The organism is Nostoc sp. ChiQUE01b (assembly GCF_034531255.1).
Classification (GTDB): Bacteria; Cyanobacteriota; Cyanobacteriia; order Cyanobacteriales; family Nostocaceae; genus Nostoc.
On record NZ_JAVRBM010000001.1, the window covers coordinates 171,553 to 197,235 of the forward strand.

19 protein-coding genes are annotated in these 25,683 nt (G+C 40.6%); 6 read left to right on the plus strand and 13 right to left on the minus strand.

Annotated elements, in window-relative coordinates; genetic code table 11:
• Positions 1–479: 479 nt before the first annotated feature.
• Complete coding sequence (locus RMY63_RS00770; RefSeq protein ID WP_322726854.1) at positions 480–2,693, minus strand: phosphoketolase; 2,214 nt, start codon at positions 2,691–2,693, stop codon at positions 480–482.
• A gap of 186 nt (positions 2,694–2,879) precedes the next feature.
• On the opposite strand from RMY63_RS00770, the gene RMY63_RS00775 reads away from it, so the two are divergent.
• The 3 genes from RMY63_RS00775 to crtO all read left to right on the plus strand — a co-directional run bounded on the left by RMY63_RS00775 (position 2,880) and on the right by crtO (position 7,350).
• A complete protein-coding gene (locus RMY63_RS00775) occupies positions 2,880–4,262 on the plus strand; it encodes a cytochrome P450 (protein ID WP_322726855.1) in 1,383 nt (460 codons plus the stop codon).
• A 530-nt stretch (positions 4,263–4,792) separates the two neighbouring features.
• The gene (locus RMY63_RS00780; RefSeq protein ID WP_322726856.1) at positions 4,793–5,551 is read left to right on the plus strand and encodes a DUF2993 domain-containing protein; all 759 of its coding nucleotides are present in this window, start codon (positions 4,793–4,795) and stop codon (positions 5,549–5,551) included.
• Between the two features lie 104 nt (positions 5,552–5,655).
• Entirely contained in the window at positions 5,656–7,350 is a 1,695-nt protein-coding gene (crtO, locus tag RMY63_RS00785; RefSeq protein WP_322726857.1) for a beta-carotene ketolase CrtO, read from the plus strand.
• A 429-nt stretch (positions 7,351–7,779) separates the two neighbouring features.
• Here the strand turns inward: crtO and RMY63_RS00790 are convergent, their stop codons facing one another.
• The gene (locus RMY63_RS00790; protein ID WP_322726858.1) at positions 7,780–9,600 is read right to left on the minus strand and encodes a trypsin-like serine protease; all 1,821 of its coding nucleotides are present in this window, start codon (positions 9,598–9,600) and stop codon (positions 7,780–7,782) included.
• An 878-nt stretch (positions 9,601–10,478) separates the two neighbouring features.
• Between RMY63_RS00790 and RMY63_RS00795 the strand changes: the two genes are divergently transcribed.
• Both RMY63_RS00795 and RMY63_RS00800 read left to right on the plus strand, forming a co-directional pair.
• Complete coding sequence (locus tag RMY63_RS00795) at positions 10,479–11,222, plus strand: tetratricopeptide repeat protein (RefSeq protein ID WP_322726859.1); 744 nt, start codon at positions 10,479–10,481, stop codon at positions 11,220–11,222.
• Between the two features lie 200 nt (positions 11,223–11,422).
• Positions 11,423–12,301 (plus strand): NAD(P)-dependent oxidoreductase, encoded by an 879-nt coding sequence (locus tag RMY63_RS00800; RefSeq protein ID WP_322726860.1) that lies wholly within the window; start codon positions 11,423–11,425, stop codon positions 12,299–12,301.
• Here the strand turns inward: RMY63_RS00800 and RMY63_RS00805 are convergent.
• From RMY63_RS00805 to RMY63_RS00830, 6 genes are all read right to left on the minus strand, one after another.
• Entirely contained in the window at positions 12,298–13,398 is a 1,101-nt protein-coding gene (locus tag RMY63_RS00805) for an LLM class flavin-dependent oxidoreductase (RefSeq protein ID WP_322726861.1), read from the minus strand. The two genes, RMY63_RS00800 and RMY63_RS00805, sit on opposite strands and share 4 nt — an antisense overlap.
• Positions 13,399–13,693: 295 nt before the next feature.
• A complete protein-coding gene (locus tag RMY63_RS00810) occupies positions 13,694–14,473 on the minus strand; it encodes a class II aldolase/adducin family protein (protein ID WP_322726862.1) in 780 nt (259 codons plus the stop codon).
• A 426-nt stretch (positions 14,474–14,899) separates the two neighbouring features.
• On the minus strand, positions 14,900–15,433 hold the full coding sequence (locus RMY63_RS00815) for a putative molybdenum carrier protein (RefSeq protein WP_322726863.1): 534 nt from the start codon (positions 15,431–15,433) through the stop codon (positions 14,900–14,902).
• A 159-nt stretch (positions 15,434–15,592) separates the two neighbouring features.
• Positions 15,593–17,437, minus strand: a complete 1,845-nt coding sequence (locus RMY63_RS00820) for a tetratricopeptide repeat protein (protein ID WP_322726864.1) — start codon at positions 17,435–17,437, stop codon at positions 15,593–15,595.
• Positions 17,438–17,561: 124 nt separating this feature from the next.
• Complete coding sequence (locus RMY63_RS00825; protein WP_322726865.1) at positions 17,562–18,332, minus strand: WecB/TagA/CpsF family glycosyltransferase; 771 nt, start codon at positions 18,330–18,332, stop codon at positions 17,562–17,564.
• Between the two features lie 205 nt (positions 18,333–18,537).
• Complete coding sequence (locus tag RMY63_RS00830) at positions 18,538–19,617, minus strand: glycosyltransferase family 4 protein (protein WP_322726866.1); 1,080 nt, start codon at positions 19,615–19,617, stop codon at positions 18,538–18,540.
• 901 nt (positions 19,618–20,518) lie between these two features.
• Between RMY63_RS00830 and RMY63_RS00835 the strand changes: the two genes are divergently transcribed.
• Positions 20,519–20,641 carry a hypothetical protein gene (locus RMY63_RS00835; RefSeq protein ID WP_322726867.1) on the plus strand — a complete coding sequence of 41 codons (123 nt, stop codon included), beginning with the start codon at positions 20,519–20,521 and terminating at the stop codon, positions 20,639–20,641.
• A gap of 242 nt (positions 20,642–20,883) precedes the next feature.
• On the opposite strand, the gene RMY63_RS00840 is transcribed toward RMY63_RS00835, so the two are convergent.
• The 5 genes from RMY63_RS00840 to RMY63_RS00860 form a co-directional block, all read right to left on the minus strand.
• Positions 20,884–21,621 (minus strand): peptidylprolyl isomerase, encoded by a 738-nt coding sequence (locus RMY63_RS00840; RefSeq protein ID WP_322726868.1) that lies wholly within the window; start codon positions 21,619–21,621, stop codon positions 20,884–20,886.
• A 140-nt stretch (positions 21,622–21,761) separates the two neighbouring features.
• Complete coding sequence (locus tag RMY63_RS00845; protein WP_322726869.1) at positions 21,762–23,087, minus strand: tetratricopeptide repeat protein; 1,326 nt, start codon at positions 23,085–23,087, stop codon at positions 21,762–21,764.
• Positions 23,088–23,405: 318 nt separating this feature from the next.
• On the minus strand, positions 23,406–23,570 hold the full coding sequence (locus RMY63_RS00850) for a hypothetical protein (protein ID WP_322726870.1): 165 nt from the start codon (positions 23,568–23,570) through the stop codon (positions 23,406–23,408).
• A gap of 778 nt (positions 23,571–24,348) precedes the next feature.
• Positions 24,349–24,561 (minus strand): hypothetical protein, encoded by a 213-nt coding sequence (locus RMY63_RS00855; protein WP_322726871.1) that lies wholly within the window; start codon positions 24,559–24,561, stop codon positions 24,349–24,351.
• A 146-nt stretch (positions 24,562–24,707) separates the two neighbouring features.
• Entirely contained in the window at positions 24,708–25,562 is an 855-nt protein-coding gene (locus RMY63_RS00860) for a PD-(D/E)XK nuclease family protein (RefSeq protein WP_322726872.1), read from the minus strand.
• Positions 25,563–25,683: the final 121 nt, after the last annotated feature.

Consider the following 25,683-nt stretch of genomic DNA (forward strand, 5'->3'; position numbering starts at 1 on the left):
TTTAATCTACTAACCCGATCGCACCTTTCGTCAAGCCTCCACAGTTAATCCATTAAATGCCATGTTTTCCATAAAAGTATCGCGCTTTGTCTTGGCTTGTAAATCAACTTTTGAACTCGTAAACTAACTTTTGAACTCGTAAACTAACTTTTATGACTCGTAAACTAACTTTTGCGACTCGTAAACTAGCTTTTGCGACTTGCAAACTAGCTTTTGCGACTTGCAAACTAGCTTTTGTGACTCGTAAACTAACTTTTGAACTCGTAAACTAGCTTTTGCGACTCGTAAACTAAGTTTTGTGACTCGTAAACCTGTTATTCTCAACAAAATTCAGTAAATCTACCTGTATTTATTTTGTGAGTTAATCATAACGCTCTCAAAGTTCTCAGAAATAAAAAAACGCAAATATACGCGTGTAAACGCAATTTTTCCGCGTTTGTATACGTATATTTGCGATAAAAGGAGAAACTATTCTAACTTTAATGCACTAACGCGATCGCACGCTTCGTCAACGCTTCAGCAGTCAATCCATTAAACGCCATTAACTCGCCAGCACTGGCTGTAGTTTCGCCACGCTTCCACGCAAAAGTGTCGCGCTTCACCGTACTGCGTAACAGAATTGGTTCTAGCATCGCCGCCGCACCACCAGTAACAGCAATTAGTGCATCGCCATCAAATAATTCGGCAAATTTCGCATCATCCAAGAAACCGCCTTCAGGTTCAGAACAGGTATCCCACGCGGTATCATGGCTACGGTACAATTGCCGAGGATTGATCACAGAAACTATCTTCGCACCAATACCTTCAGTTTCCAAGAAAGCAGCAGCTTCAAATACTGGCATTAATGTCATATCGCCAATTACAGCAAATACAACTTGTTTATCACCAGCTATTTCATGTAATAGCACTGCACCATCGCGCAACCCTTGACGAGTTTGTTCTAAAGTTGTGCGAATTTGCAACGGCGATTTACTTGCTGTAATCACAATTCCTTTATTCTTAGTTTTCAATGCCCAGTCGTAACAGGCTTGAATACTGTTAGCATCAGGCGGAAATAATGGAAAAACATTTCCATTTCGCATCAAAGAAGCAAAGTAAGCTTCAATTTCTGGACGTTGGTGAGTCCAACCGTTGCGCCCTTGCTCTAATGCGCCAGCTGTGAATAAAGTAATAGTCGAGGGTGTGGGACGGCGTAATTCTGCCATTGCTTGAGTCACAGTTTGCCAAATTGGTACTCCGTTAATGGCAAAAGATTCGTAGGAACACCATAAAGTTCTCGCACCCATTAACGCCAAACCCGCAGCTAAACCAGCACAAGCATCTTCACTCAATGGTTCATAAACTTGTCCGTTTGGCGCTTGGTTATATAAATCGTCGGTTGTGGGGTGGATAATCTTTAATGCTTGGTTGATGTTAGCAATTCCAGATGCTTCATTACCATCGGCGTTGGTGACAAGGAAATTCCGATCTTTATTTCCAACTATTCCCACCAATCGTCCCATCGCAGTTGTGGAAACTTTTGGTTCGCCACCAACTGCATATTCTTCTAAAGGTAATTCGCCTAATTCTGGTAATGGTAATTCAAATTCTGTCACCACAGTTTTTGCTGCTGGGCCACCACCGGCGCGTTCTGCATTTGTTCTGACTAATTGCCAAGCTTGGGCAGACAAAGCACGGGTTTGTAATGCACTAATAATATGCGGCGCATCCAACGTATCTTTAGGATAGAGATTGTGAGATTTTGCACCTCGCGCGTGGACTCCTGCACCTTTGAGTTGTTTTATAATGAAGACGGTAAGTGTACCACCAAGGGCCGATCGCGCGGCTTTATCTACACCCGAAAGTACTGCTTGAGTAAATTCTAGGCGCTTCTCAAAGGAAAAGGCGGTACTATCAACGTAATCCCCTGGCTGATTTTTATCATCGAAATCTTTGGCATCAACTAACACGACTTCATCAAAACCGTTACCTTGCCAATATGCTTGCATCTCTGGGTTGGTTTTTAAAGAAACCATGCTGTGATGTTCTTGGCTGTAACCGTTCCACACTAATATCGGTAAAAAGTTGGTGACAGTAGGATAAGCAGTATGAAAGTGGGCGATCGCACTTACAATATAAGGCTCACCCAATCCACCATCCCCTACTGTAAAGGGAAATAACTTATCTTTGTGCAATAGTGCAGCCGCCATTGCAAAGTGTTGCCCTTGTCCCAAAGGCCCCGCAGGTGCAAGAATACCGGGAATAAAACCAGAAAGATGTCCTAATAATCCGTGCTTTTCTCGAAAGCGATCGCGCAATTGTTGGACTGTAAAAATTCCCATGTCCTCTAGCGAACGATCCAAGAACATGGCACTATAAAATCCGGGGGCGTGGTGTCCGACTTCGGTAATAATATTCTTGTATCCCAGCATGACAAGAGAGGCGTAAGCTTCTGCTTGGCTGGCGAATCCGCCGGGATGGCCAGAAGCCTTACTAGCGGTAACTTGCAAAGTCAGGTAGCGTAAGGCATCGGCAGCCAGTAAAGTTTGATATACTGCATTCGGTTCTGTGGGTGATGCGATCGCGATTTTGCCCGACTCAATAGCAGGAGTTGCACCATAATTTTCAAAATCTGGTAAGACTTCACCAAAATATTGAATTCCTTCAGAAAAATTGGGAAGCGCTGAAGATGGCTTTGGGGAGATTGCAGTCATGCTGAGTACCTTTTGACGATGAGGTGAAACTGTAGATGCTCGTTGAATTTAACAAAAATTTTACATCTTTGAGGTTGTAACAGTTTATTGCTTTTTTACAACGTTAGAATAAGTACTTTAAATAGTTACGCAACCAAAATTTCAGTTGATTGAAGTTGCAAAAAAATATTAAGCAGCAAAAAATTTATGAAATTCCCAAACGGGCCGCAAACTCCAGCAGTTTTACAGATGATGCGCTGGATTGTTAATCCGATGTCATTTATGGAGGCTTGTAGCAAAAGCTATGGCGAGATTTTTACTCTCAGATTAGACAAAAATCTTCCTCCTTTAGTGTTTGTCAGCAACCCTCAAGCGCAACAGCAAATTTTGACAACTGATACCAAGGAATTAGAAGCCCCTGGCGATCTAAATCAGGTGTTTGAACCTTTGCTGGGAAAGCATTCTGTGATTAGCATTAGCGGCGCACAACACCAGCGTCAACGCCAGTTGTTAATGCCTCCGTTTCACGGCGAAAGAATGCGAAACTATAGTCAGGTGATTACCGATGTCACCAAGCAAGTTATCAACCAATACCAGATAGGTAAACCCTTTAATATTCGGTCTGCTGCTCAAGCTATTACCCTGCGGGTGATTATGCAAGCTGTATTTGGGCTACATGAAGGGCCTCGCGCCGAAAAACTAGAGAAATTTTTGAGCGAGCTTTTAGAAAAGGCCAGTTCTCGGTTAAGTGTGGCTTTGCTTTATTTTCCAGCTTTGCAAAGAGATTTTGGCCCGATTAACTTCTGGGGAAACCAGATGCGCCTTCAGCAAGAAGCTGACGAACTTTTGTATGAGGAAATTCGGGAACGTCGAGAACAACCAGATTCATCACGCACGGATATTCTTAGCTTACTCATGGCTGCTAGAGATGAAGCCGGTCAACCCATGACCGATGAAGAATTGCGCGATGAATTGATGACTCTGTTAATCGCTGGTCACGAAACTACAGCCACAGCCTTAGCATGGGCATTCTACTGGATTCATAAAATACCATCAGTGTGCCAAAAGCTGCTGCAAGAATTAGATAGCTTGGGCAATAATCCAGACCCCAGCACCGTTTTTAAATTACCTTATCTCAACGCTGTTTGTTCCGAGACATTGCGGATTTACCCAGTAGGGATGCTAACTTTTCCCAGAAGAGTAAGAACACCAATATCGCTGGGCGGTTACGAACTAGAACCCGGTACAGTCCTACTTGGTTCTATTTATCTAACCCATCAACGGGAAGATATTTATCCAGAACCTAAGCAGTTTAAGCCAGAACGCTTTTTAGAACGGCAATTTTCTGCTTATGAATATTTGCCCTTTGGCGGTGGTGCTAGGCGCTGTATTGGGCTAGCATTTGCCCAGTTGGAAATGAAGCTAGCACTTGCTGAAATTCTTTCTAGTAAGGAATTAGAACTAGTTAATAAAGGTGAAGTGCGACCTAAACGCCGTGGTTTGGTAACAGGCCCAGATCGTCCCATTGAGATGGTTGTCACGAGTCAACGTCAGGTGAAGTCTCCAATTCTACAGACAACCACTGTTTGATGCTGGGAAGGGAACTAGATTTCCGGCTTCCCACCAATGCATCGGGGGAATTGAGGGGGTAATTTGACTTGTGTATACGCCGTAGCCTTTTAGGAGTGAGGTCAAAACCTATTGCATATAGCGGTTCTCACTTCGTTACAATACAGTCCCAAGCCCACCCCCGCCAAAGCTGCGCTTTTGCTCCCCTCCCGAAGAGCGGGGAGGGGTTGGGGGTGGGGTTGAAACGTATTTCATCCAAACGAGAACCGCTATATCTATTTAGATAGATTTTAAACTTAATGAATTAGGACTTACGCAAAACATAACGAAAGTAGCGGTAATTCATGAATTACCTCTATGCAATAATCAGGTTTTCAGGCACATCTTGCGTAAGTCCTGTGAATAATTAATTAAAAAGCTTTGCGATCGCTGCATAACGATCGCAGTCTTATTTATAAATCACAAATTACCTATACCCCAATATAGATTTCCTCTTGAGAATTAGCCTTTACAGTTACTAATAAGAGGACATTTAGGAGAATTAGTAATTCATGCCTGATGAGCATCGGTTAGAAGAAAAATTTCTATCCCAAGAAGCTGAAAAACAAATATCCAATCAGCTAGATGAAGTAGAACAAATAGAAATAGATGTAAAAACCGATCTGTTAAAAATACTTCAGGGACAAGCAGATGGAGTTGCAGTTGCAGGTCAAGGATTAGTCATTAAAGAAGACATTCGCGTACAGGAAATCAAACTGCAAACAGATAGTATTGCCATCAATCCCTTTAGTGCTCTTTTTGGTCAAATACAACTCAATGAGCCAGTAAATACCATTGCTAGGGTTATACTCACAGAAGTAGATATTAACCACGCCCTGGCATCAGACTTTGTTCGTAGCCAGATGCAAAGCTTTGAGTTGAATGTAGATGGTGAAATTGTAAGTTTAAAGCCAGAAGAAATTCAAATATTTTTACCTGGTGATGGCCAACTAGAATTTAAGGGAAAGGTGCTGTTAAAAGAAAAGGGAAATACTCGCCTTTTAGCTTACACTGCGATCGCTCGCCCACGGACTCATTCACAACCCGCTATGCTAGAGGGTTTTAACTGCACTGAGGGAGAAGGGTTTTCAATAGAATTAGTTACAGCATTGATGCAGAAAGCTAAAGAACTGATGAATATACCATCTTATACATGGGAGGATATAGCCTTTTCTATCAAAGATATAGAAGTACAAAAAGGTACTTTAATACTTCTGTTAGAAGCTCAAGTAAAGCAAATACCCTCATTGTCAAGTTTAATATCTCCTTAGTAGGATTGACAGTAGTTAAAGATAATTTTTGTTACCGAGGGATGATGTAAATGTCATAAAATTTTTCTAATATTTAGAAAGCTACTTATTTCTAAATTCCAACTATGCAAGAGTATGATGTTGTCCTGATTGGTGCTGGACATAATGGACTAGTTTGTGCAGCTTATTTGCTAAAAGCTGGTTATAGCGTTCTGTTACTAGAAAAGCGTTCTGTACCAGGTGGCGCAGCAACAACTGAAGAATGTTTACCGCAAGAAGCTCCTGGGTTTAAATTCAATTTGTGTGCTATTGACCATGAATTTATTCACTTAGGGCCAGTTGTTGAAGAATTAGAATTAGAAAAATACGGCTTGCATTATTTAAAGTGCGATCCAGTTGTTTTCTGTCCTCATCCTGATGGCAAGTATTTCTTAGGACATAAGTCGGTGGAAAAGACTTGTGCAGAAATTGCCCGTTACAATGAACGTGATGCCAAAAAATACGCAGAATTTGTAGACTTGTGGCAGCGATCGCTAGGTGCAATGATTCCCATGTTTAATGCACCACCAAAATCAGTTTTAGACATCCTTGGTAACTACGACATCACCAAACTGAAAGATTTATTTTCTGTTATTGGTTCTCCAAACAAAACGCTGGACTTTATTCGCACGATGTTGACCAGCGCTGAAGATTTACTTAACGAGTGGTTTGATGAAGAATTTCTGAAAGCGCCACTAGCCAGACTAGCATCAGAACTTGGTGCGCCGCCATCACAAAAAACCCTTGCCATTGGTGCAATTATGATGGCAATGCGTCATAATCCGGGGATGGCCAGACCTCGCGGCGGAACTGGCGCACTTGTGCAAGCTTTGGTGAATTTAGTCACAAGTAAAGGTGGCGTTATTCTCACAGACCAGCATGTTGAAAAAGTTTTAGTTGATGATGGAAAAGCTGTAGGCGTGCGGGTTGCTGGTGGTAAAGAATATCGCGCTAAACACGGGGTTATTTCTAATATTGATGCCAAACGGTTGTTCTTACAAATGACTGATAAAAGCGATGTTAATGCAGCCGACCCAAATTTATGGGAAAGATTAGAACGCCGCATCGTTAACAACAACGAAACTATCCTCAAGATAGATTTAGCTTTAGACGAACCACTCCACTTTCCCCACCACGCTCACAAAGATGAATATCTCGTCGGTTCTATCTTGATTGCAGATTCCGTCGCTCATGTAGAACAGGCTCATAGTAAATGTACCTTGGGAGAGATTCCTGATGCTGACCCATCAATGTATGTGGTGATGCCTAGTTATTTAGACCCCACATTAGCACCACCGGGCAAGCACACCCTATGGATTGAGTATTTTGCTCCTTATCAAATTGCTGGTGCAGAAGGCACTGGTTTAAAAGGTACTGGTTGGACAGATGAATTGAAAAACAAAGTTGCAGATAGGGTAATTGATAAATTGGCAGACTATGCACCCAATGTCAAGAATGCAACTATTGCCCGTCGGGTAGAAAGTCCAGCCGAACTAGGAGAAAGATTAGGTGCGTACAAAGGAAATTATTATCATGTTGACATGACCCTAGATCAGATGATATTTTTCCGTCCCTTGCCAGAAATAGCCAACTACAAAACGCCAATTGACAATCTATTTTTGACTGGTGCAGGGACTCATCCAGGTGGTTCGATTTCGGGAATGCCGGGACGCAATTGTGCGCGGGTATTTTTGCAGGCAAAACATCCCATTAGCCAAACTTTGAAAGATGCGCGGGATTCGATTAAGTCAACTGTTGAGTCAGTGTTTGGCATTAATTAAGTGTTGCACAGATAGAGTTAGGACTTACGCATAAGTATCATCCAAACCCCCTTAAAAACATAGCTTTTAAGGGGTTACAGAAAATCTATTTTTCAGGTTTTAAATGCGTAATATCATGTCCACATAATTAGTTATGATTTCCACAGTCATTGCACCCCACACGCCAGATGCTCCACTTGGGGAAACCCCAAGACCGCACTGGCTCCCCTTAATCCCCTCCCCGCAAGCTCTTAGGGGAGACAAAGCGTAGCTTTGGCGGGGTGGGGTTCTTCGGGTTTAATAAATAATCAAGCAGACATGATATAATACCAATTCTGCATAAAGATACATAGAAAGAACCCCTTGCCACCTCCCCAAACTCGCAAGGAGGTGGCGAAGGATCAAAATAATGTGCAGTTTCACAGAGAATTGCTATAAGTCCTCGATTTTTTAGGCAATTACGAAAATATCTGTATTAGTCATGGCTAGACCTATTGCTAGTTGGGCAACTTGGATTTGAGCGGATGAGCCTGTACCATCAGCATCAAAGAAGAAACCCCCTGTATTATTGTTGTAGATAAAGCGATCGCTGCTATCTTGTGCTACTGAACCGATAAAAAATTTCGTGGCTTGAAGTATACCCTCATTAAGTCCACCTCCAAACCCTATTTTAGAAACATAAATTGTGTCATCTAAGGACGAAAAATCTGTAATGTTATCAATACCCTCAGAAAGGGTATTAATAGTAAAAACATCAGATCCAGTTCCTCCCGTTAGGGTATCGTTACCTAAACCTCCAACAAAAGTATCATTACCACTTCCCCCTATAAGGATGTCATTGCCATTTCCACCATTTAGATTGTTATTACTAGTATTACCAGTTCCATTAATATTGCCTGTACCTGTTAAAGTGAGATTTTCTTCATTGGCTGATAAAGGCAAGCTAACGGTTGATGAAACGGTCAGAGGTGTCGAAATGGGCGTACTATTTAAAGTGAGATTTTCTTCATTGGCTGATAAAGGCGAGCTAACGGTTGATGAAACGGTCAGAGGTGTGGAAGTGGGCGTACTATTGGTAACAGTGAGTAAAGTTCTAAATACCTTTTGGTTGCTGGTTAGACTCTCATCAAACTCTTGGATTGAATTAGTTGGATCTAGAAATGAAATAACGTAGTAATTTCCAGTTGGGATATTGGGAAATGCACCGTTCCAAGTCGCTGTTCCCGAATTGAATGGGTTAATCGAAGAAATACTTATATTACCAATTAAATAATGAGAACCAATAGTATTAGTGACATTGGCATCAGTGGAAGCGTAAAAAGAAACGGAGAAAGTGCCTGTCGCCGCTGTACCATTGTTGCGAGGATAGACTGTGATGCTGAAATTTTCCCCATCTTTGATAGTGTTATTACTAAAACTTCCAACAGTTGTGTTAAACCACGCGTCAGAATCTACTAAATCAGCTTTGTCAGTGGGTTTGCGTGTAGTACTGTCTTGGTCGATCCAGTTTTGAATCTCGTTATATCGAGTACTTGTAATTCGGGCGAATTCGTTGTAAAGCGGAGTGTTGTTAGTGTTTGTCTCATTTGAAGCTACTCCATAAATAGTTGGTTTATCTGTGTTGGACTTATTAAGCCAAAGAGGGCCTCCACTATTTCCAGGTATAATATCTAGCTCATTACTACGCAAGACCGAGTCAGTTGTACTTGTGATTTTTCCACTCTGAGTCCACATATCATAGTTGTCCCATTGTCCATCGCTGTTGGAATCAAACTTATCAGAAGGGTATCCAGTGACATTCATTAAAGTTCCACTGCTGAGATTATCGTCATATCCATAGTTAAACCAGCCAGTGAAGTTTCCAATATTGCGGTCAAGAGTAACCAATCCTATATCGTATTGAAAAGTTTCGCTTTTAGTTTGATCTCCTTGAGTCCATCCTTCAAAAGAACGTGTATAAACAGATTTGGCTTCACTATAGTATTGATAGTCAGCCCGGTTTGTACCAGCAATAATATTTCCTTTAGAACCAAGCATCACCTCAATTTTATCTGCCCAACCCCCATATCTCGTGTCATATACACAGTGTCCTGCTGTTAAAAAGTGATAGGGACCAATCATGGCACCAGAACCGTTGACGATAATATCATCAGCAGTATCAATAACCCCATCTGGGCCTTTCCAACGTATTCTCATCTTTCCCATAGCACTAAACGGAAAAGTTGTCGTGTTGCTAACTTTTGTCCGACCATCAGGGGAGAAAATAGACATAGTTTTAGATCCTTAATAGAAAATAATGAATACAAAATATCCAAATTTAATGCCAAAACTTATCTCATGGCATTAGCAATCCACTAGCCATTTCTATGAAAAATATTTTTGATTACTAAGTTTTTAAGTAATATTAATACTAGAAATTTCCATATATTTAATATAAATTATCTATAAAGAATTCAGGAGTCAGGAGTCAGGAGTCAGAATGGGCTAAACGCCCCGCTACCGCTAACAGAATTGAATTGGAGTCCGACTGGTGAATGAATAAGCGGCGTTTTTGCACCCCCGCTAAATCCAAGATTTAGCGGTCAACTTTCGTAGTGGCGGGTCTGAATCCCCCACTAAATTGATTCTGACCAAAGCAACGGAAACGTCTCCGGCTCCGCTGCTGAATTCTTCTTCAATTCTACGATTTATCAACAATATAGAGTTGACTTTCAGTTTTATTTTGAAGAAAAAACAAAACTAATTAATAGAGATAAAGGTTAGAAAAACTAGCGATTTTGAGATTACTTCTGTCCTCACACCTCTGATCCTGGGTGATTTATACCGTCGGCATTGGCGGATTGAAGAAGCTTTTCATCAGAGTAAATTACTACACAAGTGCAATATTTACAACGGGTAACAGCTACGCAATGTATATAGCAACACAAATAATTGTTTTTTGAGTAAAGTAGGTTTTAAGCGATTGCTTTATGTGTATTTAATATGATAGTATGATACACTCTTGATTTTCATAAAGTTTTATGCATCGTCAACAAAACTCTTTCTGAAAAGAAATATAAGTAAATTAATGGGTAAAAACTAGTGTATTTTGATAATACTCAAAAAACTAACAAATTTTAACATCACCTAATAATTTTTGTAGGTACAGCATGGTTTTTCGGCACTGCTTCGTTGCATCTGGCTTGATAGCTTTCTTGGCATTTGGCTGTAGTGGTGGGGCAAACTCATCGGCAGAAAATACTACACAGGTTGTCCAAGAAAGCAATGTAACCCAACTTTTCATAGAAGCGAAGGCTACGCAAAAAGCAGAAGATTTCTTTCATCAAGGTAATAATTTATTAGATAGACAAAATTATGAAGATGCCATAAAAGCTTATGATAAAGCGATCGCCATCAAAGTTGAGAGTCCTGAAGCTTGGATTAACCGTGGCATCGCCTTAACATCGTTGGAACGCTACCAAGACGCTCTTGCATCCTATAATAGAGCGATCGCGATCAAACCCGACAAATATGAAGCTTGGTATAATCGTGGCATCGCCTTAACATCGTTGCAACGCTACCAAGATGCTCTTACATCTTATAATAGAGCGATCGCGATCAAACCCGACAAATATGAAGCCTTAATTAACCGAGGCATTGCTCTGACAAAGCTGCACCGCTACCAAGATGGTATTGTATCTTATAATAGAGCGATCGCCATCAAGCAAGATTTGCACCAAGCATATTACAACAAAGCTTGTTCTTATGCTTTACAAAACAATCTGGAATTAGCAATTGAGAACCTAGACAAAGCAATCAAGCTTGTTCCTGATAAATACAAGAAATTAGCAAAAACTGACCCAGACTTTAGCAAAGTGCGTAGTGAAAAGCAGTTTCAAGAATTACTGCAATAGTTTGTTATCACCGACATCGGTGTAATATTAAAATTTACCAAAAAGGGGTAAAGGGGAAGGGGAAGGGGAACCCCATATTTAAAAATAGGGGTTTCAAGCATCGACGCTGCTAAGTTATCGCACTACGTGTCTCAAAAATCTTCTTTTAATATTCTCCATATTTAAAAATAGGGGTTTCAAGCATCGATGCTGCTAAGTTTATGAAAAGATTATTAATAACCGGAGCAAGTGGTTTTTTAGGATGGCATATTTGCCAGCTTGCAAAACAAGAATGGGATATTTATGGCACTTATTTATCCCATCCTTTAGAGATTTCTAGTATGAAAATTTTAAAAGCGAACCTAACAAATTTTCAGGAATTGAAACGTATCTTTAACGATGTCAAACCAGCAGCAGTTATTCATACTGCTGCACATTCGCAACCAAATTTTTGTCAAACCCACCCCGAAGAATCGCACGCAATTAATGTTATAGCATCCTGCAATATTGCTGGACTTTGCGCCGATAATTCTATTCCTTGTGCTTTTACCTCAACCGACTTAGTTTTTGATGGCTTAAATGCTCCATATCGAGAAACAGATGCCGTGTCTCCTGTCAATCTTTACGGTGAGCAAAAAGCGATCGCAGAAGCAGATATGCTAGAAAGATATCCTATGACCGCAGTCTGTCGAATGCCGTTGATGTTTGGTGCAGCAACACCCACAGCTAAAAGCTTTATTCAGCCATTTATTCAAACTTTACAAGCCGAAAAAGAACTAAGTTTATTTATAGATGAATTTCGTACACCAGTCAGTGGAACATCTGCCGCCAAAGGACTTTTATTAGCATTAGAAAAAGTTAATGGTATCATTCATTTAGGTGGCAAAGAGCGGATTTCACGTTATGATTTTGGACAGATATTAGTAGAAGTATTTCAACTTCCCGCCACCAAACTCAAATTCTGCCGACAACAAGATGTGAAAATGGCAGCCCCTAGACCAACAGATGTTTCTTTGGATAGTTCCAAAGCTTTTGCATTGGGGTATCAGCCTTTATCTGTAAGGGAAGAATTAGAGGCAATACATTGGATCGATCGCTAAACACCGACTTCCACTGTTTGCCGTTCTCGTCGCGCCACTTCCGCACGTACTAAAGGTATGACATCACGCCCATAAGCGATCGCATCCTCTAAAGGATCAAAGCCGCGGATCAACAAAGTAGTCACACCTGCATCGTAATAATCAACCAAAGCCTCTGCGACTTGTTCTGGTGTACCCACTAGGGCTGTGGTGTTACCTGCCGCACCAGTAGCCGCTGCGATCGGTGTCCATAGACGCTTATCGTAAATCTTATTTTTGGCTGCAAAATCCAGCAGACGTTGCGATCCTACCGCCTGTGGTCTAGCTGGGGCAGCTAATTTTGCGCCTCCTCGCAACTCTTGAATTCGCGCTAAAATGCTATATGCCTTCTCCCAAGCCTCTTGTTCGGTAGCACCAAGAATCGGTCGCAGGGAGACGCTAAAGCGAATGGAACGACCAAGTGGTAAGGCAGCGCGTACCTCTGCAATTCTTTCTTTAACTGCGGCAATTGGTTCACCCCACAAGGCATAGACATTACTGTGTTTAGCTCCTACTTGTACAGCTGGCCCAGATGCACCACCAAAGTAAAGCGGGATGTGGGGCTTTTGCAGCGGCTTGATCGCAGAGAAAGCATCCTTGATACGGTAAAATTCACCTTCGTGATCAAAGGGAATGTCGTTTGTCCAGACACGACGAACAATTTCTAAATATTCATCGGTGCGACGGTAGCGGCTATCATGATCTAGCCAGTCGCCATCTTTTTGTTGGTCAACATCACTACCACCAGTAATGATATGTATTGCGATCCGACCGTTGGTAAAATGGTCAAGGGTAGCTGCCTTGCGAGCTGCCAGAGTTGGTGCGACAAAACCTGGACGATGAGCAATTAAAAAGCCCAATCGCTCGGTTGCTGAAGCAGCAAAACTAGCAACAGTCAAACCATCAGGGCTACTAGAACTATAGCCAATCAATACTTTGTCAAAGCCTCCTTGTTCATGGGCTTTGGCAAATTCACGAACATAAGCTGTATCAATGATGTCATCGCCCAGACCGCCTGATGCACTATTTAATTCTGAAGTTGGTTTTGTCCGAATCAATCCAATAAATTCAATTGGCATAATAAATTCTCCTGAAAATGTTGGAAAGCAGAGAGGCATGGGAGCAGGGGTGCAGAGGGGGACAAGGAGAAATTATTAGACCTTTTGCAAAAGTCCCCTAAACCCCACCCCCAGCCCCTCCCCGCAGGCTCTTAGGGGAGACTTTGACGGTAAGTCAAAGGCGGGATGGGGTTCTTATTTTGGATTTATGCAAGAAGTCTATTGAAACTCTCTCCTTTGTCTCTCCCTTCTTCCTTGTCTCCTTTGTCTCTTCTCCATGCCCAATGCCCAATGCCCAATGCCCAATGCCCGATACCTAATCCAATAAGTCTGGTTGGTCGTGGGTAATTTCATCCCACAAATATTGGAATCCACCCCATCCTGCTTGGTGAGTACCTCCGCGTTGTTGGATCTTTAAGGCAATGTCATGGTCAATTAAAACGGGTTTTCCTACGGCTTCTGCTAGCAATTGCGCCTTAGCAGTATCCTCTAACCTGATGTACCACCAAGCTGCTTCATCCACACTCTGTCCTACGGTCAATATTCCGTGGTTGCGTAAAATCGCAGCTTTGCTCCTGCCTAGTGCCTGAGCAATGCGTTTTCCTTCGCTTGTCTCTAAGACAATGCCTGTAAAATCATCAAATAGAGCATGATCTTGGTAAAAAGCACAGGAATCTTGGGTAATCGGATCGAGCAACCGACCCAAAGATGACCAAGTTTTACCATAGAAGGAATGGGCATGAGCCGCTGCGATGACATCGGGGCGGGCTTCGTGGATTTGAGAGTGAATGGCAAACGCTGCTTGACTAACTTTGCCTTCACCTTGGACTACCTGACCTTCACTATTCACTAGTATCAGGTCTGATACCCGAATGCGACTGAAATGTATCCCAAAAGGATTTACCCAAAAATGATCGGTAAGTTCGGGATCGCGGGCAGTGATGTGTCCTGCCAATCCTTGAGCAAAACCCAAACGCGCAAATACCCGAAAGGCTGCTGCCAAGCGTTCTTGACGATGGCGACGCTCTGATTCAATGGAAACGAAGGTCGGTGGCTGAAAGGGATTGCTGGGGCGGACGAGAGAAGTTTGCACCATAATTTTCAACTCCTACGTGTGGATTAGGTAGACTTAGAGTGCTGCCTCACTGCTGCTGAAAGCCTGCTTTACCATTAAATTAGCGATAACAATAAAGGATTATGGCTCGGTGGGCGATGCCTACGGCGGTAAACTACGCAGTTTTTACCGCTGCAAATACGTATTGTTCAATCATGTCCAGTGGACAATGCTACAAATAACTTTTGGCTGATAGCCATGAATGCCTTACTATTTACGGTTTTTCAACTACCTAGTGAAAACAAATTTTTTAACTAGAGTAATGATGCTATCAAGTAAACTACGGTAAGTCAATCGATTAAAAGTATTTATGTAACAATCCAATTACCACAATTCATTTAAATAAGCAAGCTGAATATGGAGTTCTGCAAAAAAAATATACTGGGGAAAAGTTTTATTTCTTTCTTTTTACGACTCTAAGAGCTGCTTAAGAACATATCGGGCACGGTTATAAATAACACCTGGTCGTGAGCTTTCTCGTGGGCCAGCAACATTCAAAATGCGAATGTTGTGCTTCTGAATCCAACTCCAGAAACGAGCAGCGTCATTTCCACTGAACGACAGCGCGTTAATGATCAGGACGGGGCGATCGTACTTATGCGCCAGGTCAGCTGTAAGCTTTGTTCCTCCTTCAAGCGATCCATACGCTAGGACGAGCGTCCCGTCTGAATCTCGAACGTTCCACTCGGTACGTAATGCGTAGTCTGTACTCGTTGTCTCTTGAAGCGGGTATACAGGTGGTATCTTTCCATCCTCTGCAAGCCGCCCCTTTGGACACCATCCACGAACTGGTAATAAAAGTGACAAAGCTGTATCGAGCGCAGCTCTGTCAACTCCTGTCTGACCTCCGGTTACAACCCAAAGCCGTTGATGAGACGATATTGACTCTCCTTTCTCGGATTGTGTGGCGATCAAAAGTGCGTAGTTTACCGCCGTAGGCATCGCTTTATCCTGCATAAGTTCTCCAACGATGAGCAATGCAAGTACAACGAAATTGTCCCTCAGTTGAAAGTTGAGCGATGTCTACGACGGGCTACGCCTACGCATTTCTTGCTTCTTTTTTCAAACTTGGAAGCAGTTCAACCTGAATGCTTATCTTTCTTACATATCTCGCTGATATTCTTCTAACAATTGCGGAATGTGATCGTACCCATCCACACCAATAACCGCAATAATTTTCGGGCGATGTTGCTGTAAAAACTTTTGGAAAACTTCTGCCCCGATTTGCCTTTGTAAAATTGTCAGTAACCCTGCTGGTTGACGCCACTCATTAGAAGCAATTTGCTCTAAAAGATACATTCCCAAGCAGCCTGTGTAAACAGTTTTTTCGGAATTTTGCAGATGATAATAAGCTTCTGCTAAATAAGCTAAGTTCCGCCCTTGGAGATACAAATCACCGGAAACTTGCGCTGTTTTAAAACCATCTTCAAGATATTTAATTGCAGTTTGGTGTTGTCCAATTACTAAATAGGCAATTCCTAAGCTGCTAACACATAAAGCTTTACTTTGAAGATCGCCTAATTGTTCTGATAATTTTAAACCTTGTTCCAAATAATTAATTGCGGCTTCATAGGTTTCGGGTTCTAGGTTTTCCAGCTCTTGAGCTTGCATGACTTCGCTGTAACCTAAATTTACCAGCGCGTTTGCTTCTCCTGTCCTATCGCCTGCTTGCCGACTCAGTATTAATGCTCGTTGACTGTAGTTAATTGCCTCAGCATAATTTTGCTGTTGGACGTAGGTACGGCTGAGGTGATTGAGATTGGCAATTTCACAGGCGCGATCGCCTGCATTCCTGGCTATCTCTAGCGCTTGCTGATGAAAATCAAGTGAGCGCTGGTATTGTCCCAAAGCACGCTGCGAATAGCCTAAAAGTGTCAAAATACGCGCCTTTTCTTGGGTTCCTTCGCCTTGTCGTAGCGGTTCATCCAAATAATCTAGGGCATCTCGTAAATAGCTGCCAGTAAAAGAGGCAAAAATCCCACCGTAAAAGGGGAAATACGGACGCTGGGCAAAGGTTCGCAAAATCTGGAGCATGATTTGAGAACAGGCATCGCTGTATACTGTGCCAATACTCCTAAAACCACTTGCTAACTGACTCCAAATCACTGCAAAGGTCAAAAAAGTGGAAATGGACAACTTTGGCCCCGCTTTCACATCGTAAGCTTGTTGGTCAAACCAGTTAATTAATCCCCGTTGCAAGAACTGTAAAATCAATGCCATTTCCACCCAATCTCTCAGGGTGATTCCCCGTTGTCGCTCGGCAAACTCAATTGCGGATTCTTCCCTAGCCAAGGTGCGAAGCAGCGCTTGGGGTAACTCACTATTGAGTTGTTTCGCCCAACTTGCCCAAGGGCCACGTTCTCCCGGTACGCCGCCAAACCCCAGAGATTCTTTTTGCTCGTACATCCAACTGAGCAAGTTGTCTTGCAATCGCTGCCAAGAAGCTAAACCACGGGTAATCCCTTCGGAAAATTGTTGTAAATCAGCATCTGCCTGAGCAAATTGCTGTAATGCTTTTGATAATTGCTGTAACTGTTGTAAATTTAGCGGATACTTCTGATTCGGGTCAGTAACTCGGATAAATGTCGCTAGACGCTCGGCAGCAGGGGCTGTGGTGATTTCTCTAACTGCGGAGGCGATCGCTTCTGTGGCTTTGTTTTGCTCTGAACAGCGTTGCCATTGAGTTTGAATCGTCTTAACGGCTCTCAAACTGCGAGTCGCTTTAGCTTTCTTGAGTTCGTCTTTTTCGCTATCTACTTGGCTTTGGAGGGAATTCAGGCGATCGCTCAAAGCTAGCTCAAAGACTTCCCCTGTACCGGAAGTAATTCCTTTAAGCAGCATTTGATACACCTGTTCTACAGAGCTAATTTTGCCCTTGAGGGTGGTTTCGACAATTTCATCGATTAAGGCAAGATAGCGATCGCTTAATGGCAGAGAGTCTGGCACTTTGGCTACTAGGAGAATGTCACATCAATTCTAATTCTAGTCTTGGCAGCAGAGGTAGGGGAAACAATTAGCCACTTTTGGGCAGTCATGGTCATAACAAATGCAAAATTTAGAACAAATTTATTTAGCGATTTGTTATCATTCTTTGAGTGATTCGCTGTTTAACTACACGAAAAAAAAATAATGGGATGCCTACAATATAACGGTCTGATAGACGAGTAGGTTCAGTAATTAAGCGTGTTAACCACTCCAGACCATTATCAGTCAGCCAACGCGGCCCGCGATATATAGAGTCAGTATAAAAATCTAGACAAGCACCCAAAGGTAAAAATACAATAGTTTCAATTTTATTGAAGTTATCTAAAATCCAGCGTTCCTGTAACGGCATACCGAAACCAATATATAAAATATCTGGTTGGAATTTATTAATTTTTTCTATTACCAAATCATTCTCTTTTCCTGATTTGTCAAAATAACCATGATGTCCCTGTACGCGTAAATTAGGCGCAATTAATTCTAACTTAGTAACTGCCTTATCCACTACGCCAGGTTTTCCAGCTAACAAAAATAAAGAAAGGTTTTCTTTCTCACACTTTAATGCTAAATCTTCTATGTAATCTGGTGCTGTCATTCGATGCGCAGATTGCATTGAATAACCATTGAATCTAGCTCCTACCATTACACCAAATCCGTCACAAAATACTAAATCAGCCTTATTCAAAAAATCTCGATACCAAGATTTTTCATAAGCGAAATTCATGGCTCTGATATTCACATGTCCTACAACTGTCTTTTTTTGGTTTTTTGCTGCTTCTATTAAATAATCAACTAATTCGTGTACTTGAACTTTATGGAATCTTGTATCAAACAACTTGACTTCAGGAAAAGTTTTCATTTCTGCACCTCCCTTATTTATTAGCCAGTATACCAAGTTTAGAATAATACAAACAACAAAAGAATAATATCTTTATCGCTTCCTTAACTTTTCCTAATATTAAATCGATACCTTTTCAACGCCTATTATCCTTATACAGAATGAATTACGTCGTTTATAAGTTTGGTATTGAATAGATAGTGTAAGCCACTTAAACTTATTTTCATCAAGATGGTTCTCGATTGATAACTGCTGTATAAATACCTGTTAAAGATGTAAGATAATTGTTTATATCCAAGTGTTTAACTCTGACCCGTGCATTATTTCCCAAAGATATTCTCAGATTTTCGTCTGCAATTAAAGATTGCATTGCCTCTGACAATTGTTGAATATTCCCCGGATTCACTAATAAACCATTCTGATTTTGAGTAACTATTTCGGGTATTCCTCCCACTGCGGTAGTGATAACTGCCAAACCCCAACTCATTGCTTCTAGTAGTGCCATAGGCAGACCTTCGTTGTAGGAAGGTAACACAAAGATATCAGCTTTATTTAAAAGCTCGTCACGTTTTTCTTTATCTACCCAATCAAGAACAGTGATGTAGTCAATAAGATTTAGAGTTGGGATCAAACTACGAGCTTGTTCTACATCTCCATCGCCCGCTATAACTAACTTGGCTTGGCTTTGTTGAGCAACAGGTATAGAAGCAAATGCTTTAATTAAATCAAAAGTACCTTTGCGCTCACCAATGCGCCCTAAAAATAAGAAAAATATCTGTTTGGAATCTATTCGCTGTGGAATTTGGGCGGGAATTTTTACTGGGTTAGGGAGAACAATAACTTGCTCTGACTTCAAGCCAAGATTCTCAATGTAGAATTTTTTCCAGCTATCTGATAAAACAATGAAACGGGTACATTTACAAAACGACCAACTTAGCCACTGCTTAAGCCATTGAGGTAGTTTAGAGTAGAACAAATGAAAATCAGCACTATGAGTATGAATAATTACTGGTTTTTGAAATAGCCAACCAATAAGAGTAGTGATTGAATGACGAAAAGCACTACCTCTATCTGAAACATGGATGTGAATGAGGTCAGTTTTTTGGTTTAATAAGTTCCAAAATAACTCACCTATTGCCTGCAAAAACACTAACACTTTCTGGGCAGCAGAACCATTCGGTAAAGTAGTAATGTGTTTAATTTGAATATCAGAGGTAGCTTCTTCAAGAATGAGCTTTTCCACAGAAACTATTCCACCTTGGCGCTTCAAGCTTTCGCCCAACATAGTAATTTTTATGGGACTCATAATTGCTATTAATCTGTTTTGGAAATTGAGTACATGGCTATTGCTATAAACTATTATAAAAACGAATTTCTAATAGTTTATATCCAAAGGTTTACTCCAAGGGCATTTTGAGAGTTAATGCTACTAACTCTTAAAATGCCCGATCGCAGTTGAACAAATTTATTCAATGTACCCTTTCGTGATTTTACAGGATTACTGCAAAAAAAATTCTGCCATAGGAAGTCTTAAGCTGTTCCACATTTAAATTGCATAAGCTGGGCGGGCAGGATGCCATTGGTGTCAAGTTAAGAAAATTAGGTCTTGTCAAGTGGGTAAGCTGATGCGCGTCTAGATTGTACATCTTTGCAGTTAGACCGTCCTTTGTCATTAGTCATCTGGACTTTGAAATACAAATGACTAATGACGTAGGCGCTTCGCCTTCCCGCAGGGTATGACCAATGACAGCCTTCTCCTGAAGGAGACGCTGCGCGAACACGATTAAATATACAAATTAAATGCGTAACAGCTTAAAACTCAATGGTTAAACTGAACACAATGGTGTTGAAAATAGCCATGATTCAGTAGTGCCTCGGCTTAGAGTATAACCCCATAGTTAAAACTAGGGGATTGAAACAAGGACACATTGTCTTGAAAAATCGCTCCACTTGGGGCTTTGCCCAAGACCGCGTTTTTCGCTTTTTCACAGCATGTCGAGTCCCCTTAAAAAATATTTCTATTTTTTTTCATAAATAAATTTAGGGGCTTGGAACCCTATGTGCCTAGTCTGTTAATTTTACTTTTTACTCTAAGCCGAGTTACTCAGCACTCAGCACTGTTTTGGTAAGCCACGGAAGAAGCAAGGAAATCCAGACAAAAGACATCGGGTAAGTTGTCCAGCCCCAACAAGCCAAGAGATAGAATCTTGGGACAATTTTTTTGGCTGGTTGAGCATCAGCGTTCTATGGGCTTAGTTAAAGCTGTTCGCCAACGACATCGACGTAACGCTGCAAGGTCGCTTGACATCTGGGCTGGTATCTTAACTTGACACCAATGGCATCTTGCCCACCCCACAACATGGATAATTTATTTCTTGGAAGTCCCTAAACTCTTGTTCCTATTCAAGTATTCTTCCAACAATTCAAAAAATTTCTGTAGTGCCTCATGTTCGTCTACAGAATAGAAAAGAATTATTTTAGACTATGACTGACCTGAGTTAATTTCATAAAGTAATTTTAAACTTCCAAGATTGGGTTTATATTGTCTGTGAAATGGTTCTATTGGTTTGCTTTAGTCAAGCTGAAGATTAAAATTAACTTGTTGAGTTTGCTTTTTCAGCCACTCTGAAAATAAATATGCCACAATTTGCTGGCGAAGTTGTGCATCAAACTCCGCTTGAATAATCTCCTCCACCAAAATCAAGTGAATTCCTCCTGACGTGAAAATTGGTTTGAGAAGTTGGGGTGGCTTAACTGCAAAAATAGCCGCAGATATTTCTGGTAATAAATCTTGGCGACGTACTACTCCTTGATATCCACAAGAGCGACGTAATTCTATATTCTCGGCGTATTGGTGAGCAACTTCATAAAAGCTGATTTCACCTTCTTTAATAGCATAAAAAAGTTCTAACGCTAAATCTTCATCCTTTAAAATGACTTCATACATAATTACACCCATATAGTCTAATTGGTGTGCAAAAAAGTATTCTTCAACTTTATTTTCAAATAGATATGTTGCTAACTTCCCAAAAATTAGATTGGTATAAGTAATTTCTTCAAAATCATCTAGCGACAAATGATGTTTTTCCAGCCATTGCCATGTTTCAGCCACACTATCGAGGTTGTTAGCTAACCGGATTTTATCTGCTGCTTGTTGCAACTTCTCTGTTTCTACTTTGATCCCATTTTCAAGAGCAGCCGCTTTCACGATATTACTAGCAATAATTTTTTCAATTATTTCAGGAAGTTTACAAGATAGTTGAAGTTCATTAAGAATATCCTTACTTGTTATTACAATAGATTGTGTCATTTAAATTCCACTAATTATTGATGATGTGGAGGACAAAAAAGATTAGATAGGTCTGACGCATACATAATACTTGACCTATCTTTTTTCCTATCAAATTCGCATTTATCTGCTTCAAATCAGTTTATACTTTTATTCTTACGTCAGACTAATGCTTTATCTGCCGATTGTTTTAATGCAGACAACGATTCGCTTTGGTATCGAGGTGTAGTTTTAGGTTGTAATTGTTGCTGCTGTTGGAGTTCAGCTAAACGTAAATTGCTCCAATTTACGAGTGCTGGATTTCCTAAACGAGGAGCTAAATTAGATAGGAGTTTGACAACCGAAATAGCCTCTGGCTCTATTTGAAGAGAAGCAAGATAACAGTCACTAGCTACTCCTAGTTCGCCTATTTTCTCATGACACTGACCAGCCATAAACCAAGCAACTGGAGTACCTGGAGGGCCTAACCTTGTAGCTGAACGATATACTTTGGCTGCTTCTTCAAGTTTACTTTGCTTGGTCAGGACTTCAGCCAACTCAAGATGGTATCTAGGTTCTAAAGGCTCCATCTGCACTATCAGGCGTACTCGTTCTTCTGCAAGATCGAGATTGTTTAGCCATATAGCTTCTTTAGAACGGCTTTCTATGCAAAGACTGAGATTTTCTCGCGCTACAACTTGTTGCACTTCATTTTCGCAAGTCAGACTTCTTGCATAAGATTCACATAAATCCATTTCTTCAACTACCTTCTGTTTATCCCTGCGTAAAAACGGCACAAAAGAAACAGAACGATAGTATATACTCATTAACAAATTGTATTCAAAATCGTTGAGTGAAGGTTTTAAGTCTTGAATTTCCTTGGTAACTGCTTCACACCAAAACTCAGCCGCCGCTAAATCCCCAAAAGTTTTTGCATACTCTACTACAAGTTGTAAAGCAGCATTTATTTTTACCCGACTCCCTGATGGAGCATGAGTAGCGATCGCTTCAATCTCTTTAATGTAATCAAAAGTGCGATCATCAAAGTGAGAAATCAAGCTAGAAAGCGCTCTACACCATGCTAGAGCAGCAAGCTCTACATTGCTAGCAATTACTGAGCCAGCCATCTCTGGTATATACTCTTTCACTATCCGATGAAAGCACAAGCTTCTCAAAAGATTCATCACTCGTAATTTAGTCAGATTTGGGAGTTCTTGATAATTTGATAAATACTCACAAAGGTTTTCCCAACGTTCGGTACGTAACTCCTTTACAAGTTTTAATGGATGATCAACTTGGTATTGGAGCATCCCAGTTTCTTTGATGAGAGATTCTCGAAAAAAAGGAGATATATTTACCTGTACACTATACGGCAGTGGAGTGTTATTTACTAAACTGCGATAACTGAATTCAATGCCATAATGATGCGGTCTTCCACCATTAAGAGGGCCAAGATCAAAATATTGTCGATTTAGCCAAGCTATTGGTGAACTATTAAGTGCTAGCATGGTTTTTTTTCCTGATTTTTGTCACTAATAAGCTAATATGTACTACACGAATATAGCGCTCATTTGAAATAGGGAAAAAGCTTTAAACATATTTTTTATTTTTGCCTATCTCACTATTATCAAAAAGCAAAAAATCAAAATACGGCTTTTAATAAATTATTTCTCTGCTTTGCTATTTCTAAGCTATTAGACCAAAATAATCACAGTGAGAAAACTAATAATATTATTTATATCACTGTGATTAATTTATTAAAAATAGCTCTTTGATTCACGATATTTACTCGTTGTTTAAGAACTATTTTGCACGGATCTCTTCTTTTAAGCTAAAGAAGAAGACCATTTAGCAGATGCAAAAGAAAGCCCACCACGTACAGTTGTATAAGCCGTAAACTCTGGTGAATCTTTGGCAGATTTAGCCTTTAAGTCAATGATTTCTTCAGATGGTTTTTCAGATTTCAGTTGATTGATTTTAATTTCAGCCATGATAAATTACTCCAAATTTAAGTTTTTGTGGGAATTAAACTTTAACTCGTTTCATCCCCTTAGTATCATCCATTTTTTGATTTATTAATTCAAGAAAATAGTTAATATAAATCAGGACAGAATCTTATATTTTTTGTCCCTTTTAATCAAAATTTGAGAGCATCCCAGTTGTTTGCAAAGAGAGCGAAAATCAGTCCTGATAAGTAAGATGAGTATAATTAGTTACTAATGACTCCAGAAAAAAAGCAAGTCGTTCAAGAACATATTCAAGCAATCACTAAAATATTGTACGAAGAGGGGTGAAATGAGCAGTTGTGCAGAAAGTTATACTAAGGATTTGATGAGCCGTTTTCAATAGGGACTTCCAAAAAATAAAATATTCTTTGGAAGTCCCATATTGCGATCGCCAAGGATAAAACTGTATCAATAAAGTCCCTTAAATTTAGGAGCTTCAAACTAGGGTGTTGACTTTGGGTGTTTTGAGGCAATTTACCGGAAAATTATTTATATAGCAACCGCTAAGGCAGTTAGGACATTGGTGATTGCTCAAAACCCTGAAATTACTGGGTTTTTACTCAGCACTCAGCACTTTGCTATACTACTTTTGTTTGTGGGAAAGCGGTTGGAATAGCCGCTTTCCCACAAAAACACGCCCACCCCACAAGAAGTAGTTGGATGTTTTTTATTTGGAAGTCCATTAGAGATCGATTATTTTTAAAATAAAAATCCCTTTATAGTATTTTCGTACCATCACAAGAGAACTTTTAGCCCTCCACCGTTAACCGTGGGGTTTTTGCTGTTGGTGAGCGATCGCCTGACTTTTAACTTTTGACTTCCGCCTTTCTGCCGAGGATAAGAAGCTAATTTCCTCAACATCTGACGACAGGAAGGCAAAAGCTGGTTTAGGAAAAACTCCCTTAAATATTAGAAGTAAAAGAAAAGTCCAAATTCTAACTGATTTATAAACAGATTTATTTATCGTTAATCGCACTAGTCTTAACTCCTCACAACCCAAGATAAAAATCGGTGTAGTTTACATCTAGGTTGTCTGACAGGAGTCAAGAGTGAGGTCAGTAAAAGTACGAGGATTTAGCAGCTTTTTTTTGAATGTGAAACCAGGATAAAAAGGTAAACCAATTAGCTATGAGTTCTTAAACTAGGCAATGGATACGATTGATGCTGCTTAAAATCGGCAAAGTCACAGATTGAGCTAAATGGGCAAAATCGGCAGTGAGAGCCAGGATTAGGAGGAAATATTTTACTGAAATTAGTAGTTTCTTCCTGATATTTTTGCAAATCGTGCTGGTGCTTGTGGGCAATATTCGCTAACTCAAATTTTAAGGATTCTAACTCACTGTTATTAATACTAATCAACTCTGATTTTTTACATATTTCTAAATTATAAAATGATGCAACAGCTTTTCGTCCAGGGTAAAGATAACGAGCAGCTAACAAGTAAACTAACGCCTGTCGTTTGTCAAAAGCCGACTTACCAGTTTTGAAATCCAAAATATGTAAAGTGCTATCAGATTCAATGAAAACGCAGTCCATAGCTGCATATAAGCGAAAGCAATAATCTTCTTGTTCTACTACTATCGGTTTAGGAAAGCCTTCATCACCCGGAGTTAATTGGATAATATCTTTATCCAAAAGCAACGGCGCATCGTGATATTTTTGCAAAATTTGCAGCACGCGTTGCTGGACTTGAACGCTTGAGTTGCCTAATTTAAGTAGCTGTGCAACTCTTTCTACACCATCTGCTTGCTTTAACAGATGCCTGTGATGATGAAACTCATAAACGCCTTTTTGAGCTAGTATGCCAATCCGCTGGGGCGCAGTGGCTTGCCCTAAAAGCGCTTTGACTTGTGGTTCGTGTTGCCGTGCTTTGATAAACCCCCGTCTCATCTGGCAATGCCAGCGTTCTTGCCCAGTCGCTGGGGCAACTAGAGACCAAAGGTGATAACTGGCAAAAGGTCGATCGGGGGTTGACATTGCTCAGAAACAGTGAGAGAAAATACGGTGGGGAGAAGTTTAAGCTAAGGCTTCCTTAGAAAAGAACTTCGGAGGATACTTGCTGCTACACACGCTTTGCGGGAAGCTTTTATAGTACTGA

What these genes read in the sequence shown, in the direction of transcription:
- crtO (WP_322726857.1), top strand. Translation starts at nt 5,656, where the DNA reads ATGCAAGAGTATGATGTTGTCCTGATTGGTGCTGGACATAATGGACTA.
- RMY63_RS00860 (WP_322726872.1), bottom strand. Translation starts at nt 25,562, where the DNA reads ATGTCAACCCCCGATCGACCTTTTGCCAGTTATCACCTTTGGTCTCTA.
- RMY63_RS00840 (WP_322726868.1), bottom strand. Translation starts at nt 21,621, where the DNA reads ATGACACAATCTATTGTAATAACAAGTAAGGATATTCTTAATGAACTT.
- RMY63_RS00825 (WP_322726865.1), bottom strand. Translation starts at nt 18,332, where the DNA reads ATGAAAACTTTTCCTGAAGTCAAGTTGTTTGATACAAGATTCCATAAA.
- RMY63_RS00775 (WP_322726855.1), top strand. Translation starts at nt 2,880, where the DNA reads ATGAAATTCCCAAACGGGCCGCAAACTCCAGCAGTTTTACAGATGATG.
- RMY63_RS00795 (WP_322726859.1), top strand. Translation starts at nt 10,479, where the DNA reads ATGGTTTTTCGGCACTGCTTCGTTGCATCTGGCTTGATAGCTTTCTTG.
- RMY63_RS00830 (WP_322726866.1), bottom strand. Translation starts at nt 19,617, where the DNA reads ATGAGTCCCATAAAAATTACTATGTTGGGCGAAAGCTTGAAGCGCCAA.
- RMY63_RS00770 (WP_322726854.1), bottom strand. Translation starts at nt 2,693, where the DNA reads ATGACTGCAATCTCCCCAAAGCCATCTTCAGCGCTTCCCAATTTTTCT.
- RMY63_RS00800 (WP_322726860.1), top strand. Translation starts at nt 11,423, where the DNA reads ATGAAAAGATTATTAATAACCGGAGCAAGTGGTTTTTTAGGATGGCAT.
- RMY63_RS00850 (WP_322726870.1), bottom strand. Translation starts at nt 23,570, where the DNA reads ATGGCTGAAATTAAAATCAATCAACTGAAATCTGAAAAACCATCTGAA.
- RMY63_RS00845 (WP_322726869.1), bottom strand. Translation starts at nt 23,087, where the DNA reads ATGCTAGCACTTAATAGTTCACCAATAGCTTGGCTAAATCGACAATAT.
- RMY63_RS00815 (WP_322726863.1), bottom strand. Translation starts at nt 15,433, where the DNA reads ATGCCTACGGCGGTAAACTACGCACTTTTGATCGCCACACAATCCGAG.
- RMY63_RS00780 (WP_322726856.1), top strand. Translation starts at nt 4,793, where the DNA reads ATGCCTGATGAGCATCGGTTAGAAGAAAAATTTCTATCCCAAGAAGCT.
- RMY63_RS00810 (WP_322726862.1), bottom strand. Translation starts at nt 14,473, where the DNA reads ATGGTGCAAACTTCTCTCGTCCGCCCCAGCAATCCCTTTCAGCCACCG.
- RMY63_RS00790 (WP_322726858.1), bottom strand. Translation starts at nt 9,600, where the DNA reads ATGTCTATTTTCTCCCCTGATGGTCGGACAAAAGTTAGCAACACGACA.
- RMY63_RS00805 (WP_322726861.1), bottom strand. Translation starts at nt 13,398, where the DNA reads ATGCCAATTGAATTTATTGGATTGATTCGGACAAAACCAACTTCAGAA.